At 53.5% G+C, this 16,843-nt stretch carries 10 protein-coding genes; 4 read left to right on the forward strand and 6 right to left on the reverse strand.

What is annotated here, in order from left to right; all coding sequences use genetic code 11:
• Positions 1–8 precede the first annotated feature (8 nt).
• The 4 genes from LX87_RS18705 to LX87_RS18725 form a co-directional block, all read right to left on the reverse strand.
• Entirely contained in the window at positions 9–3,161 is a 3,153-nt protein-coding gene (locus LX87_RS18705) for an NHL domain-containing protein (protein ID WP_111629775.1), read from the reverse strand.
• 241 nt (positions 3,162–3,402) lie between these two features.
• Entirely contained in the window at positions 3,403–4,344 is a 942-nt protein-coding gene (locus LX87_RS18715; RefSeq protein ID WP_111629777.1) for an RNA polymerase sigma factor, read from the reverse strand.
• 127 nt (positions 4,345–4,471) lie between these two features.
• Positions 4,472–5,113, reverse strand: coding sequence for an MBL fold metallo-hydrolase (locus LX87_RS18720; RefSeq protein WP_111629778.1), 642 nt, complete (start codon positions 5,111–5,113; stop codon positions 4,472–4,474).
• Between the two features lie 17 nt (positions 5,114–5,130).
• Complete coding sequence (locus tag LX87_RS18725) at positions 5,131–5,832, reverse strand: SAM-dependent methyltransferase (RefSeq protein WP_111629779.1); 702 nt, start codon at positions 5,830–5,832, stop codon at positions 5,131–5,133.
• Positions 5,833–6,049: 217 nt separating this feature from the next.
• Between LX87_RS18725 and LX87_RS18730 the strand changes: the two genes are divergently transcribed.
• Positions 6,050–6,628: a nitroreductase family protein gene (locus tag LX87_RS18730; protein WP_111629780.1), complete on the forward strand. Its 579-nt coding sequence runs from the start codon at positions 6,050–6,052 to the stop codon at positions 6,626–6,628.
• A gap of 52 nt (positions 6,629–6,680) precedes the next feature.
• On the opposite strand, the gene LX87_RS18735 is transcribed toward LX87_RS18730, so the two are convergent.
• Positions 6,681–7,451, reverse strand: a complete 771-nt coding sequence (locus LX87_RS18735) for an alpha/beta fold hydrolase (RefSeq protein ID WP_111629781.1) — start codon at positions 7,449–7,451, stop codon at positions 6,681–6,683.
• A gap of 107 nt (positions 7,452–7,558) precedes the next feature.
• Entirely contained in the window at positions 7,559–8,593 is a 1,035-nt protein-coding gene (gene selD, locus LX87_RS18740; protein ID WP_111629782.1) for a selenide, water dikinase SelD, read from the reverse strand.
• Positions 8,594–8,979: 386 nt separating this feature from the next.
• Here selD and LX87_RS18745 point away from each other — a divergent pair, with 386 nt between their 5' ends.
• The 3 genes from LX87_RS18745 (at position 8,980) to LX87_RS18755 (ending at position 16,792) form a co-directional block, all read left to right on the forward strand.
• Positions 8,980–12,279 carry a TonB-dependent receptor gene (locus LX87_RS18745; protein WP_111629783.1) on the forward strand — a complete coding sequence of 1,100 codons (3,300 nt, stop codon included), beginning with the start codon at positions 8,980–8,982 and terminating at the stop codon, positions 12,277–12,279.
• A 192-nt stretch (positions 12,280–12,471) separates the two neighbouring features.
• Positions 12,472–15,864: a TonB-dependent receptor gene (locus tag LX87_RS18750; protein ID WP_111629784.1), complete on the forward strand. Its 3,393-nt coding sequence runs from the start codon at positions 12,472–12,474 to the stop codon at positions 15,862–15,864.
• 61 nt (positions 15,865–15,925) lie between these two features.
• Positions 15,926–16,792, forward strand: a complete 867-nt coding sequence (locus LX87_RS18755; RefSeq protein ID WP_111629785.1) for a glycerophosphodiester phosphodiesterase family protein — start codon at positions 15,926–15,928, stop codon at positions 16,790–16,792.
• Positions 16,793–16,843: the final 51 nt, after the last annotated feature.

Below are 16,843 nucleotides of genomic sequence, written 5' to 3' on the forward strand. Positions count from 1 at the left end.
GTCCGGGTTTAGTGGGTCTTGATCACTTTCTGCCTTTTTGCCATTTTTCCCTGACCAATCTGCAACAGGTATAAGCCCGGGGCAAACTGACTGCCTAACTGAATGTCCTGCTCCAGCGGCACATCGGCCAGTTGCTCAACGATTCGTCCGGAAGCATCGTAGATAATCACCGGCAGTTGATCCGGCTTTGGGCCCCGCACCTGGAGTGTCAATGTCTCCGTAAACGGGTTGGGGTAGGCTTTGAACCGGATTCCGGCGGTTTCCGGGTTCTCTTCAGCACTCAGGCGGGCGGCTGGCGCCTGATCTACTACGTTGAAAGTGATCGTTAAAGTCGTACCGGCGGTGCCTTTCCCGGCGGCTTCGGTATAAGGAGTGGCTTTCAGGGTGTAATTCCCCACGGCGGGCGTCCAGCTTTTGTAGTTGCCAGCGTTATCGCCAAACAGGGCGTAGGGTGCTCCCGTCTCGGTCTGCGTACGGTTCTGTTTACCACTCAACGCCATAACCACCGACCCCACCGCAGCCGGATTGGTATTCACCCGAATGTTCAGGTTGCGCGTGGGCAAGGTTGCCAGATTCAGCGTCTCACCGGGAGTGAGCAGTTTAATCGGCTGTTCGGTGTCCGCATTCATCAGGCTGAAGCTGACCACGGCCTGCTGATTGGTAGGGGCTTGATCAATAACCGTAAAGTTTAGGGTCAGGGGTGTGCCAGCGCTACCTTTTCCAGCGGCTTCGGTATAGGGTATGCCTTTCAGGGTATAATTCCCCACGGCGGGCGTCCAGCTTTTGTAGTTTCCGTCGGTATCGCCAAACAGGGAATAGGGTGCCCCCGTCTCAGTCTGGTTCCGGATCTGCTGACCACCAAGCATCAGTACGACCGACCCCACCTGGCTCGGAGCCGTGTTGGCCCGGATGTTAAGATTTCGTGTGGGTAACGTAGCCAGGTTCAACTGGTCACCGGGAGCGAGGACCTTAATCTCCTGCTCCGTGTCGGCGTTGATCAGACTGAAACTCGCGAGCGATTGCGTGGTAGACAACCCGGTTACTTTACGAATGCGGTTATTGCTGTAATCGGCAATGAAGAGGTTACCCTGAGCGTCCATAGTTACCGCAATGGGGTTGTTGAGCTGGGCGCCGGTAGCCGCACCACCATCCCCGCTAAAACCGGCCGAACCGTTCCCTGCAATGGTACTGATGATTCCGCTGGGAGATACCTTACGAATGCGCTGGTTATCCTGATCGACAATGAAGAGATTCCCCTGCGCATCTACTTTTACGTCATGAGGATTTCTGAAGCTGGCACTGGTGGCCGGGCCGCCATCACCACTAAAGTTGTACACGCCATTGCCCGCAACAGTAGTAATAATGCCGCTGGGGGTTACCTTACGGATGCGCTGGCTTGTCGGATTCGTAAAGAAGAGATTCCCTTGTCCATCCACCGTAATACTCACCGGAAATCCTATTTGGGCGTTCGTGGCAGGACCGCCGTCTCCGCTATAGCCTGTTTCGCCATTTCCGGCCACGGTACTGATCATGCCGTTGGCGGTTACCTTCCGAATGCGTCCGTTGTGGTGATCGGCAATAAAGAGGTTCCCCTGAGCGTCCACGGCTACATCGTACGGGGAGGATAAGCTGGCATGAATAGCCGGACCGCCATCGCCACTAAAGCATATGTTTGAGTCATCGCACTGCGCACCGTTGCCCGCTACCGTGGTAATAATACCGTTCGGTGCAACCTTCCGGATCCGTCTGCTTCCCTGTTCTGCAATGAAGAGATTGCCGTGGGTATCTACCGCTATGCCAGTGGGATAACCGAGTTGGGCGCTGGTAGCGGGGCCGCCATCACCACTAAAACCGCTTGTTCCATTACCCGCGACAGTAGTAATAATGCCGTTGGGCGCTACCTTACGAATGCGGCTGTTAAATTGATCGACAATAAAGAGGTTGCCCTGAGCATCCACGGCTACATCCGTGGGAAAATGAAAGCGAGCCTCAGTGGCCGGGCCGCCGTCACCACCATAGTTTTCGGTACCATTGCCCGCTATCGTGTTGATGATCCCATTAGCGGATACTTTACGAATACGCCGATTTCCCATATCGGCGATGATGAGGTTACCCTGACTATCGACGGCTACACCCGTGGGCAGGTTCAGTTGAGCACTGGTGGCCGGACCTCCGTCGCCACCGTCACCGATTGGTCCATTACCCGCTACCGTGTAAATTAATCCATTCGTCGCCACTTTGCGGATGCGGTAGTTACTGGCGTCGGCAATAAAGAGATTCCCCTGAGCGTCCACGGCTACACTACTGGGTGAGGATAGTTGAGCACTGGTTGCAGGTCCGCCATCCCCGCTAAAACCGTAGGTGCCATTGCCCGCTACGGTGGTGATAATACCAGTAGGGCTTACCTTACGGATGCGGTTGTTACTCCCATCGGCAATGAAGAGGTTCCCTTGTTTATCCACGGCTACACCGTAAGGAGATCCAATACCGGCACTGGTCGCCGGACCGCCATCGCCCCCGGAGCCATACGTGCCATTGCCTGCCACGGTCGTGATGATACCACCGGAGGATACCTTGCGGATTCGCTGATTATCCAGGTCCGCGATGAAGAGGTTCCCCTGGGTATCCACGGCGACTCCGCGGGGGTGGCGCAGACTGGCGGTAGTCGCGGGGCCACCATCGCCAGTAAAACCCTGCGTACCCGTACCGGCCACAGTGCTGATCGTACCGTTGGCGGTTACCTTACGGATACGATTGTTGCCAAAATCAGCAATGAAGAGGTTGCCCTGGGTATCCACGGCCACACCATTAGGCGAGCTCAGGTTAGCCTGAACGGCCGGGCCACCATCGCCAGTAAAACCCTGCGTACCCGTACCCACTACCGTGGAGATGATGCCGTTGGGCGTCACCTTGCGAATGCGGTGGTTATACCGATCAGCAATAAAAATATTTCCCTGACTATCGACGGCCACGCCATAGGGCGAGCCCAAGTTGGCCTGAACAGCTGGGCCACCATCGCCCTGATTAGGTAAACCGGCGATGGTCGTAATGATCTGGGCAACTGTCTGGTTCGGGTGGATAAGTAATCCGTAAATCAGACTTAGACAAGCTATCAACGTCTTGATAGGCAGGCTACTACAGGGGCGTAGAAAAAAGGCCATGAAAGAGAGTAATGGGGTTGATTTGCGAATTTCTTTTCATTTTGACAATCATTTAGTAACGGAACGGCGAGCCATGCTGTCGTACCCAACCGACAAGATTATGGGTTGCCGGCATGAATGGATAGAAAGTTTATTTGAGCAGGTGGTTATAGTATTTAAACACCGGGGAAGGGCTTGTAAAGTGAAAAACACTACTTGCAGTTACGTACTTTACAGACGGATGTGGCTGATAGAAGGGTAGTTATGATAGGGAGGTTTTGTTTTTCCGGAAACGCTTTGACAGACTGGCGAGTAAGACCGGGAAGGAGGGCCAGCTTACGGGTTGCCAGCGAAAGAAAGAGAGGAGCGAAGGGGCCGGTTGAGCCGGAACGTTGATCTGGGCGAGTGTTTGGGTCACCAGAAGTTGCTGTTCGAATTCGGGCATCTGCCGGTGGCGTACCTGTAAGGCCGACACAACGGTTCGGGCCAGTTTAAGATCGGCCACCCGTTCGGGATTCGAGATGCGCCAGCAGTGCCAGAACGCATCGCTTTCCTGACTTGGCTTTGACACCCATTTCCGAAACGATTCATTCCAGAGCAGCTTCTCGATGTTCGGGGGCGTGGGGTGTGATGAGAAAACCACTTTCCATTGCAATTTCAACTGTCGGATGGCGGTCTGCAACAGGTCAGAAACCGTCTGGGCCGAATGGCTGGTTACGTGGGCAATCTGGTCGCTGTTCAGTTCCTGAAAAAATTTCAGATAAACGACTTCCTGCTGGCATTGGGGCAACTGCTCGATCAGGCGCTTCAGGGTGTCGGCTACACCGCGCGTCGTTTTGTCCTGGGTCAGACCAGTATCTAAGGTGAATTCAATGAAAAAATGGGCCGGATTGGTAGCCGACTCCAACGCTCCTTGTCTGATTTTAGGCGAATGCAGGATGCGTTGACGAAGCGAACCAAACAACCAGGCTTTCATTCCGGCAGGGGCAGTGAGGCTATCCCGATTGTCCCATACTTCCAGAAATAACTTCTGAATGCAGTTTTTTACGAGATCGGCATCAGTCGTGTATTGAGTGCCAAACGAAAAAAGTAGCGGGCTATAGTCAGAGACCAAGCCTTTGAATGCCACTATGTTGCTCTTTCGGAGTTGGTGCCACCAATGAAGCTCTCTTGACAAAGCTGAATTTAGGGTTACTTGTTTCACAACGTGCGCCTACCTAGGTTTTTTGGTAAACCTTATACCGTCAAATATACAGTATTATTAATTAGTTTTTAATGTATGTAAAAATAGTTATAAAATGAGCCGGTTTTTAGATACGTGGCCCCGTGGGTTACAGTCTGATAAATGGGTTGGTTTTCTTTTCCTGACCAATGGTGGTCGTTCCCATATGACCCGGATAGACGGTGTAATCGTCGGGCAGGGTGTAAAACTGGGTCCGGATGCTGCGGGCCAGGGTTTCGAAATCCGACAGTGGAAAGTCCGTGCGTCCGATACTGCCCCGAAACAACACATCGCCCCCAATGACGAAGCGGTCGGCGTGATTGACAAACGCCACATGACCCGGTGCGTGCCCCGGCACAAAGCGGACCTCCAGCTCCGTGTTGCCGAACGTGATGGTCTGCCCGGCTTCCAGAAAATGATCGACTTCGGCTTCTTCGTAGGCCGCCATACCGTAGTTGGGAGCCAGCACCGCAACGGCTTTCAGTACCGGCAGGTCACTTTCGTGCAGGTAGAGATCAATCCCGTATTTGCGTTTCACAAAGGCGTTGCCCAGCACGTGGTCGATGTGGGCGTGGGTGTTGAGCAGCTTCACCGGTTTGAGGTTGTTCTGCTCGATAAAATCGGCCAGGGCGTCTTTCTCCCGCTGTTCGTAGCACCCGGGGTCGATGATCACGGCTTCGCCTGTTTCGTCGTACAGCACGTACGTATTTTCCGAAAATGGATTAAAAACAAAGGATTTTATCTGGGCCATACCTTAAAAGCAACGGGTTAAAGAAGTAAAAACAGGCTTGGTTTCTTATGCAGGTCTACGGTCTGCCCTTTCCACTCCCGGATGCTCAGCGTTCGGAGCAGTTCGTCGGGAGCCGTCAGGTTGCAGGCTACGCACAGACGGGTTTCGGGATGGCAAACCGCCAGCAGATCGGCCAGCATCTGGTTATTCCGATACGGTGTTTCCATGAAAATCTGGGTTTGCTGCCGCTTGCGGGCGTCCTGCTCCAACTGCCGGATTTGCTGAAGCCGCGCCGGTTTGTCGATGGACAGATAACCGTGAAACGCAAACGACTGCCCGCTCATGCCCGACGCCATCAGAGCCAGCAGAATTGACGAGGGACCGACCAGCGGCCGAACCTGCCAGCCCGACTGATGGGCCAGCCGTACCGCCACCGCACCCGGATCCGCCACGCCCGGACAACCCGCTTCCGACAACACGCCCGCATCCTGATTCTGCTGTTTCAGCAGCTTAAGCTGTTGCTGGGTTTCGGTTTCGGGCGTGTCTTTGTGGAGGTCGTAGAAGGTCAGTTCGTCAATGATCAGGCCCGTTTTGAGGCTGCTGATAAACCGCCGGGCCGTGCGGACGTTCTCCACAAAAAAGACCTTCGTCTGGCTGATAACCTCGCGGATTTGCGGGGATAATACCTGGTCGGCGGTCTGCTCGGCCAGTACGGTCGGAATCAAAAACAAGGTCGGCATTTGTTATAAGGGAACGTCCGGACATCTACATCTTACAAACCCAGACAACAAAAAAGGGTTGGTGATCCGGAAAGAATATTCCTGCAAAATAAGGGGCAATCCGCTTAAAATACATACCGCTGGGTCGATCTCCGCGAGAGTTTCCAGATTTGGTCGGCTAAATACCGTTGATTGGGTTAGTTTTGCAGTTTCAATCAAAACGGTTTCTGATTAACCTATGGAAAATACTGTTGAACTCATCAACCAGATTATTCGAACACGCCGGAGCATTTTCCCGCCGGAGTATATTGATAAGGAGATTCCCCGCGAGGTGATTGAAGCCATCGTCGAGAACGCCAATTTTGCCCCCACGCACCGCCTGACCCAACCCTGGCGGTTTACCATTTTCCGGGGAAATGGCCTGGTAAAACTGGCCGATTTTCTGGGCGACCAGTACCGCCAGAATACACCGCCTGCGCTTTATTCGGATGCGAAATACGAAACAACCCGCACCAAAATCCTGCGGGCATCGTGCGTGATGGCGATCAACATGCAGTTGCATTCCGACAAAGTGCCGGAATGGGAAGAACTGGCAGCTGTAGCCTGCGCCGTGCAGAATATGTGGCTGACGGCTACAGCCATGAATGTGGGTGCCTATTGGAGTACCCCCGGCGGTCTGGAAGCACTGGGCGAGTTTTTAAACCTCGAACCTTCGCAGAAATGCGTTGGACTCTTTTACATGGGGTATCACCAGCCCGGCGAAAAACCGGCGGTTCGTAAACCCATTGAAGAGAAACTGACCTGGGTTGAAGACTAAATGAACAATGGGCGATGAATGGCCCGGCCTTAGCCAAACCATTCATCGTTCCTTATTTATTTAAAAACGACATCAGAACCTCCACAAATTCGGTCGGTTTTTCGGCCTGTACCCAATGCCCGGCCCCTTCAATGGTTGCGAGGGTGCTGTTAGGAAAAATTCGCTTGATTTCCGCCTGATCCTGGTCCTTGATGTAAGGCGATTCGCTCCCCCGGATAAACAGCGTCGGTTCGGTAATGATCCGGACATTGCGCAATTCACCGCCAATCCCGTGTAGTTCCTGTTCGATGACCGGCAGGTTGAGCCGCCAGTCGAACTGACCGGCTTCGGTTCGGTACAGGTTTTTGAGCAAAAACTGCCGGACCGGCAGGATGGGTTCGTACCGACTCAGAATTTCGTCGGCCTCGTTGCGGCTTTTGATGTTCAGCAGATCAATGGCTTTCAGGCCCCGAATCAGTTCGGCGTGGTGAATGGGGTAAAATTTGGGCGCAATATCCACCACCACCAACCGGCTAAACTGGCCGGGGTAGTCCATCGCGAACTGCATGACGGTTTTGCCGCCCATCGAGTGCCCAATCACCACCGGCTTTTCCAGCTGGTGGTCGGTAATAAACTCCTGCAAATCGGCGGCCATGGCGTCATAATCAAATACCTCACTCCGCGGAGAACGTCCGTGGTTGCGCTGATCGACCAGAAACACGCGGTGATTATGCTCAGCAATGGTTTTCGAGATGGTCAGCCAGTTGTCTGACGAGCCAAAAATGCCGTGCAGAATGATAATAGGAGTACCGGTCTCGCCGGTCTGACGATAATAAAGCTTCATATCCGTATCCACGGGCTAAAGCCCATGTACTTGTTCAGGGGGCTAAAGTACGGAATCTTGCTCACATCCCTTACGGACGTCGCCTGCTGGCCCGGTTCTCGTCCGGTTTAGCGTACATAAACGACCTTTTCGCTCTTTCCAATCAGTTGGCCGAATGATTTCAGATGAAATTTATGTTCGAAGGCAACCTGTTCAAATTCTGCCCCGCTGCGCGAATCCACGGCAATCAATAGGCCCCCGCTGATCTGGGGATCGGCCAGCACCAGCCGCTGTTCATCGGGTAGTTCATTGGTTTTCTCACCGAAGCGTTCCCAGTTGCGGTGCGTCGCTTCCGGAATACTTTCGGGGGCCAGATAATCACCCACAGCCGGCAGGACCGGCACTTTATGAAAGTCAATGTCGGCGCTTAAACCGCTGCTTTCGGCCATTTCGATCAGATGCCCCAGCAGGCCCGAATCAGACACGTGCGCCAGGGCTTTGACGTACGGTAATTTGCCCAGAAAAGTACCAAACTGGTTGAGCTTAGCCATCTGGTTTAAAACACTTTCGGCTTGTTCGGGTTGTACAGTTTTCAACTGTAAGGCCGTGGACAAAATGCCGAAGCCAAGCGGTTTGGTCAGGTACAGACAGCAGCCTTCGGTGGCCGTGCTGGTTTGTTTCAGGTGGTTGAGTCGGACTTTGCCCGTTACGGTCAGGCCGAAGAAGGGCTCGGCGCTTTCAATCCGGTGTCCGGTTGTCAGCAGAATCCCGGCTTCGGCACAAAGCGCCCGGCTGCCTTCCAGCACGAGCTGGGCAGCTTCGGCGGGAATTTTTTCCGTCGGCCAGCCCAGCATAGCGGTTGCCAGTAGTGGCTCACCACCCGTCGCATACACGTTGTTCAGCGCGTTGGCTGACGCGATGCGCCCAAATTCGTAGGGGTCATCAACGGTGGGGGCGGAGAGCGCGGTGGTGCTGATGAGGACGTCGCCGTGGCCGATTTCCAGTACGGTGGTATGGCCGGATGAGGCTGCATCCATCAGCAGATGAGGGAAATCGGGCAGTGACGCTGGCGGGATGCGGAAGACATCCGGTTCGATTTTTTGAAGAGAATCCGCTGTGCGGTTGTACTGAGTCAGTTTGTATATTTCCGTTTGTTGAATCATGTCCGTCGAAGTAATAACCTGATAATAGTTTTACTTTTTGCACTACTTAAAGGTAAAAAGAATCGTTCGGAAAAGTGCAAATCGCCAAGTCGACAAATAGGCGTTGTGAATTACTAATTGCCTGTATAGTAGAATATTATGTGGGATTATTGCAAAAAGCGGGGGCCGTTGGATCGGTTTTTGATAAAAAAATCCTGACACGAAATTGAACGATAAAAACAGATTTGTGGAGTTTTTATAGAAACCTTGGCTGTTAAACGGCTATTATAGTACTTTCCTAAGAACGGGGGGTTGAGTCGCAAAGAAAAATGTCGTTCCTTTGTATAGGAATTGGCTCAGTTGAAGCTGAAGCAGTTCAAATTATTTTAACCTAACTAAACTGGATTATGCGTAGAGGGCTACTGTGGGTTCACGTGGTAGGCATTTTTTTCGGGCTACTTTTTGCGGTTGCGACTAGCAATCAGGCGGTGGCTCAGGTTACCAATTCATCAATAAACGGTTTGATTACCGACTCGGAAGGGGAGGGACTGCCCGGTGCAACGGTGAAAGCAACGCACGTTCCATCCGGAACGGTATACGGAACCACCACCCAGACAACCGGCCGGTTTACGATTCCGGGTATGCGGACTGGAGGCCCTTATACCGTCGAGATCACGTTCGTCGGGTTCGAGCCGAAAGTGGTGGAGAACATTACGCTGGTATTGGGAGAACCGTACGTGTTGAACCAGAAACTGGGGGAAGGCGCCCAGCAACTGGCCGAGATTCAGGTGGTTGCCAGCAACTCTATTCTGAACAACGAGCGGACGGGGGCTTCGACCAACATTAACGCCAAGCAACTGACAACCTTACCGACCGTTACCCGGAGTCTGACGGATTTCACCCGGCTTACTCCGCAGGCCAACGGTACGGGTTTTGCCGGCCGGGATCCGCGTCTGAATAACGTCCGGATTGATGGAGCCTCCTTTTCAAACGGTTTTGGTCTGAGCAACGACCTGCTGCCCGGTGGCGATGCCCAGCCCATTTCGCTGGATGCCATTGAAGAGGTGCAGGTAAACGTGGCACCGTACGATGTGCGCCAAAGCAACTTTACCGGAGCCGGTATCAACGCCATTACCCGCAGCGGAACCAATCAACTGACGGGTTCGGTATACGGTTTTTACCGCAACCAGAATTTTAACGGCAAAAAAGTAGCCGGAATTGATCTGCCCGAGCAATCGAAATCGTCCAATAAAGTGTACGGTGCCCGGCTGGGTGGAGCCATCATCAAAAACAAGCTCTTTTTCTTCGCCAATTTCGAACGCGAAAATTACGTGTATCCCGGTAATATCTGGGTAGCCAACCGGGGTGACAACGCCGGACAACCCGGTGTGGCCCGGACCACAGCGGCTGATCTGGAAGCTGTTAGTTCGCACCTGCGCACCAAGTACGGGTATGATCCCGGCGCTTACGAAAATTACGCCAACAAATACGCCAACCTGAGCACCAAGTTTCTGGGCCGCTTAGACTGGAACATCAGCAACAAGCACAAACTGACGCTGCGCTACAACCAGGTGGTTGGAACGAGTGACGCCGGAACCAACAACAACTCCGGACCAAACCCGCGCTCAAGTGCCAACCGGATCAGCTCTGAATCCATTGCGTTTGAGAACGCCAATTATGTGCAGAAAAACATTGTTCGCTCCGTAACCGCCGAGTTGAACAGCAACTTTTCGCCCAAGTTCTCGAATCAGTTTCTGGCCACCTACAGCTACATCGAATCCCTGCGTTCAACGCCGGGCGCCCTGTTTCCGTTTGTGGATATCTGGGAAGATGGCCGGAACTATATGTCGTTCGGAACGGAGTTGTTTTCGTATAACAACGGCCTGAAGAACACCAACCTGTCATTTATTGATAACGTGACGTACCAGACCGGCAAGCATACGGTTACGGCCGGAGCTAGCTTCGAAATCATGAATTTCGACAACAGCTACGTTCGGTTGGGAACGTCGTACTACCGGTTTAACTCGGTGGAAGATTTCCTGAACGACCGGGCGCCGTCGGTATACGGTGTTACGTATCCGTTCCAGAATGACACCTGGGCTAAAGTGAGATTTGGTCTGGCGGGTCTGTATGCGCAGGATCGAATTGCCATCAACGACCGGCTGAATGCAACGATTGGTCTGCGGGTAGATATGCCGATCTTCCTGGATAAACCGTTGCACAACCCGGCCATCGACGCGCTCAACCTGCTGGACAAGGATGGTAACCCTACTACCTACAGCACCCAGACCTGGCCAAAATCACGGCCCTTGTTCTCGCCCCGCATCGGTGTTAATTATGACGTGTTTGGCAATCGTTCGCTGCAATTACGCGGTGGTACCGGGATTTTTACCGGTCTGATTCCGTTCGTGTGGTTCACCAATATGCCGACGAACTCCGGGGTGTTGCAGAACACATTCGAGCCAGTCAACGCGGCTACGCTGGGAGAAATCACCAACTTCAATGCCGATCCGTACTACTGGGTGAACCGCTTGCCCAACCGCTTCCCGAAAACCGCCGGAGCCACCGCTCCCGGAACCGTTGCCCTGGTGGACCCGGATTACCGGATGCCGCAGGTCTGGAGAACCAATATTGGTGCCGACTACAAAATCCCGAGTACGCCCCTGGTTGCCAGCTTTGATGTGATCTATACGAAGGACCTGAACGCGACCTATCAGTTCAACGCCAACCGTAAACCGGCCACGCAAACCTTGAATTACTCCGCCGATAACCGTGATTTCTGGAACGGTGCAGCCAACGCTACGTATAATCCGGCCACGGGTGCCATTGTTCCGGTGCTGGCGAATACCAAAAAAGGAAATTCACTGGCGGCAACGCTGGGCGTTTCCTTGCCTGCCCGCCGAGGATTATACGGTTCGTTTTTCTACAATTATACCGCAGCCAAAGACGTATCGGGCAACCCCGGTTCGGCAGCGAACTCGGCCTGGTCGAACAACTATTCGATCAACGACCCGAACGAGTTGCTGCTGGGTCAGTCGCAGTACGCCATTCCGCATCGTCTGGTGGGGAACCTGTCCTACCGTTTTGAGTACATCCGGCACCTGGCCACCACAGTTTCGCTGTTCTATCAGGGATCGAGCGCGGGCCGGTTTGCGTACACCTACAACGGAGACATCAACCGCGATGGGGTAAGCCTTGACCTGCTGTATCTGCCAAAAAATTCTTCGGAAATCAACTTTGTGGATATCGTGAGCGGGGGAACCGTCCGGTTTACGGCCCAGCAGCAACGGGAAGCGTATGATCAGTTTGTCGAAAACACACCGGCGTTAAAAGGAGCCAAAGGCAGTTATGTCGAGCGGAACTCTGGTATTCTGCCGTGGTATCACCGCTTCGATTTCCGTTTGTTGCAGGACATCTTTACCAACGTAGGACAGAGACGGCATAGCCTGCAATTCAGCATCGATATTACCAACGCCGGTAACCTGCTGAATTCCAACTGGGGCGTTCGCCAGGAACTGAACAGCGGTTCAATTTATAACTACGCGCTGTTGAACGTAGCGAATGTGTCGGCGCAGGGGGTACCAAGCTTTAACATGGTTACCATTAACCGGGATGGACAGACGGTATTGCCGACCAGCCCGTACCGCAACTACTTTGACGTTGCCAATACCTGGCGTATGCAGTTGGGTTTACGGTATACTTTCTGATGCATTACTTTCTGATGAAGACTGCCGCCATGCTTTCCGTTAAAAAAAATAGCTCCTGTAAACAGGTAGCCACTACTAATTTAGCCGGTGTCAAGCGGGTTGTACTTTATCATACCTGATCATAACCCGGTCCTTCCTGAAGGACCGGGTTTATTTTTTTTCTCAATTAACCAATTTCAACCAAAAATTTTCATGAACAAACGTTTACAGTTTTTACCCCTCTTTGCCTTACTGCTGGGTCTGGCGATGACCGTGTTTAGCGGGGGGAGTGTACAGGCTCAGGTGACATCCTCCTCCATGGCGGGGCAGGTAAGTGACCAAAAAGGCGATGGCCTCCCCGGGGCAACCGTTATTGCCGTACACACGCCGTCCGGAACGCGGTACGGAACCGTTACCAATAACGAAGGACGGTATACATTTCCCAACATTCGGGTGGGCGGGCCCTATACCGTCACTGCAACGTTTGTCGGTTTTAAGGAGCAGGTGAAAAGCGGCATTGAAGCCAGCCTGGGTACGGCCGCCAACGTAGATTTTGCCATGGTGGACGAAAGTACGCAACTGTCGGAAATCGTGGTGTCGGGCAACCGCAGCGATATCTTTAGCTCGGACCGGACCGGGGCGGCTGCTTCGTTCGGGCGGGAAACCATCAACAGCATTCCAACCATTGGCCGGACGCTGACGGACGTAACCAAGTACAATCCGTACGGGAATGGTCAGTCGTTTGCCGGTCAGGACCCGCGTTTCAACAACTTCACCATCGACGGTTCGGTGTTCAACAACGGTTTCGGTTTGGGTAGCTCGGCGCTGGCCGGTGGCCGGACCGGAACAACGGCGGTGTCGCTCGATGCCATCGACCAGCTTCAGGTAAACGTAGCACCGTTTGACGTTCGGCAGTCGGGTTTCACCGGGGCCGGTATCAACGCCGTTACCCGTTCGGGTACAAACGAATTCTCGGGCTCGGTATATCACCTCTTCCGGAACAACAGCCTGGTGGGTAAAAAAGCGGATGGCACAGAAATTATGCCCAAACCAAACATCAACGAGAAAACATACGGTTTCCGGCTGGGCGGCCCCATCATTAAAAACAAACTGTTTTTCTTCGTTAATGGCGAGATGTTCAAGAGCAGCACACCAGCTTTGCTCTGGGGCCTCGACCGGGGTCAGGGCAGCAGTGGTCAGGTTTCGCGCGTGACGCTGGCCGACATGCAGGACCTCGCTTCGTTTATGCAGACCAACTTCGGTCGCAGCCTGGGCGCACTGGACGGTTTTAACAACGAAGTGAACAGCATCAAAGGGTTGATCCGTCTGGACTACAACATCAACGATCAGCACAAACTGTCGGTACGGTATTCGCACCACAACTCGGATTCCGACCAGATCATCAGCAACAGCAACAGTAGTAACACGGCCGGAAACGGCAACCGGACCAACAGCCAGTTTGCCCTTTCACCGGAGAATTCGGGTTACAACATTGCGGACAATACCCGTTCGCTGGCGGCAGAATTGACCTCGAACTTCGGCGGAAAGTTTGCCAACAACCTGATTGTTACGTACAACAAACAACTGGAAGACCGGGCCTACAAAACCGATCTTTTCCCGAGCATCGATATTCTGAAAGGCGGAAGCACCTATACGTCGATCGGTTTTGACCCATTTACGCCGAATAACAAGCTGAACTATTCGACGTTCAATATTACGAACAACTTCAACTTCTTCCTGGGCAAACATACGTTCACGGCGGGGCTGGTGTATGAGCATTATACGTCGAACAACGTGTTCTTCCCGTCGTCGAACGGGGTGTATGTTTATAACTCCATCGAAGATTTCAAACAGGCCGCTTTGGCTTCTATCAACGACCCGAACAACCCGGTTTCACCGGTACGGGTAGCCCGTTACAACCTGCGCTATTCGTTGATTCCGGGTGGTGGCGAACCGCTGCAAACGCTGAAACGGAGTTTGTACAGTGCCTACGTGCAGGACGAATACCAGGCAACGCCGAACTTCAAGCTAACGGCGGGTCTGCGGTTTGATGTCTTCAATTACAACAACAGCACCGCCGAAGACTTCAATAACCCGATCGTGGCTGGTTTGACGTTCAAAAACGAAAAGGGCGAGGATTACAAAATTACAACTGGTACGTTCCCCAAACCGCGTTTGCTGCTGTCGCCCCGGATCGGTTTTAACTGGGATGTCAAAGGTGACAAAACAACGCAAGTTCGGGGTGGTACCGGTGTTTTCGTATCCCGTATCCCGGAAGTGCTGGTGTCCAACCAGTTGGGTAACAACGGGGTGAACACGGCGGTAATCAACCTGACCGACACCACGGCGGTTCCGTTCGTAACGGACCCCAGCAAGCTGCCAGCCGCCATCCGGCCTGATCCAACACGGGTTGACATCTCTAAACTGGCCCCTTACGTAATCAACGCATCGGATCAGAACCTGAAATACCCGCAAATCTGGAAAACCAACATTGCCGTTGACCAACGGTTGCCCTGGGGGCTGATCGGGACGCTGGAATTTGTGTATAACAAAAACATTCAGGCGCTGCGGTATATCGATGCAAACCTGCGCGCACCGCAGGGAGGCAAAACCCTGAGTGGACCGGATGATCGCCCGCTGTTCCCGGCTTTCGGGTTAACCGGTTCGGCGGCTACGGCGGCCCGGTATTACAATCCGCAAATCGCTAACGCTTTCGTGCTGCGGAATACCAACAAGGGAAGCTCGTATATCGTTACGGCGAAACTGGAGAAACCGGCGGTTCGCGGTCTGGGCTTCTCGCTGGCGTATACCTACGGACAGGCCCGTGATCTGGCGGTCGTGGGTAGTACGGTAATCGGTAACGTGCCGACCGTGCTGGGTCAAAACTACCTGACCACTTCGTATTCTGATCAGGATATGCGGCACCGCGTCATTGGTTACGCTACATACCGGTTGAATTACGGCGGTAAGTTTGGCGGTTCAACGGCCATTACGCTGGGTCTGCTCGGAAACAGCGGAAGCAAAATCTCGTATGTTTACAACCAGGATGTGAACTTCGATGGTCAAAACTCGAATGACCTGATGTATGTGCCCCGTAATGCTTCTGAACTGACGTTTACTCCGCTGACCGTTGGAACCGGTGCCAGCGCCGTAACGTACTCACCGGAGCAGCAGGCGGCCGCGTTTGAATCGTATATCGAGAGCAACAAGTACCTGAAAACCCGTCGTGGCCAGTATGCAGAACGGAACGGGGGCCAATACCCCTGGCTGACCCGGTTCGATCTTTCGGTAGTGCAGGAGTTTTACGTAGCCGTTGGCAACAAAGGCAAACGCAACACCATCCAGCTCCGCGCCGACATTCTGAACTTCGCCAACCTGCTGAACAACGGCTGGGGCCTGGGCAATGCCCTGACGGCGTCTACGAGCACATCCACGTCCAGCCCGCTGACGGTGGCGGTTAATACCACCACGGGCGTGCCGACGTACCGGCTGGCTACCCAGACCGTTAATGGTCAGGTGGGGCTGCTCAAAGACTCCTTTGTGCCCGCTCAGAACCTGAATGCGGTGTATCAGGCACAGCTTGGTATCCGGTATATTTTTAACTAATGGTGAAAACTAGTATTCCTGCCCCGCCGAAAGCTTTCGGCGGGGTATTTTTTTGCAGCATATGAAAAAATACCTTGTTTGGAGTTTGTTCCTGCTGAACAGCGTAAACCTGCTTGCTCAGCAGCGGTCGAAGTTTTCGACGGCTAGGGATCTGGAAAAAGTACTGGCTTACCGGCCCAATCGACCCCAGCCGCTGATTCTGGCGCACCGGGGCGGTCCGGAAGCAACGGAAACGGAGAATAGTCTGGAGACGTTTCGGCACACCTACCAGCAGGTACCGGACGCCATCATCGAAATGGATGTTCGGATGACGCGGGACAGTGTACTGGTGTTGCTGCACGATGACGGAATCGACCGGGCAACGACGGGCAAAGGCTCGCTGAAAGCCATGTCGTGGGCGGAGTTGCAAACGGTTTTTCTGCGCGATTTACGCGGTCAGCCCACCCGCCAGCGCATTCCGCTGTTTGATGAAGTGTTGCAATGGGGTGCCGGAAAGGTCGTCATGGCGATTGATGCCAAACCGGATGTTGATCTGCAAAAGGTGATGAAAGCCATTACCGACCGCAAGGCGCAGCACAGTGTGTTTATCATCTGCTACTCGACGGCCGACGCGATCCGGTTGCGGAAACAGTATCCGGATGTGTGGGTGGCAGTGGGTTTTAATCAAGCCGATCATGGCGAAACGCTCCGCAAAGCCGGTCTTTCGTTGCATCACCTGATTGCGCTGGCTTCGCGTCAGGAAAGCGGTTTTTACGAACGGCTTCATCGAGACGGTATTCCCTGCACAGCGGGCACGTACGGTACGGGAAATCTGGACGATAAACCGATTGCCGAGGTGGCCGACGAATACCGTAAGATTGTCAAAACCGGCGCGGATATTCTGACAACGGACCGGCCCGTGGAGGTCAACACGTTGTTTAAAAAGTAGTCGGTTTACACTTTTGGGAGACTGGCCGGAAAGGCTGGCCAGTCTATGACA

The sequence above is a fragment of the Larkinella arboricola genome (genome assembly GCF_003259745.1).
In the GTDB taxonomy this organism is placed as follows: domain Bacteria; phylum Bacteroidota; class Bacteroidia; order Cytophagales; family Spirosomataceae; genus Larkinella; species Larkinella arboricola.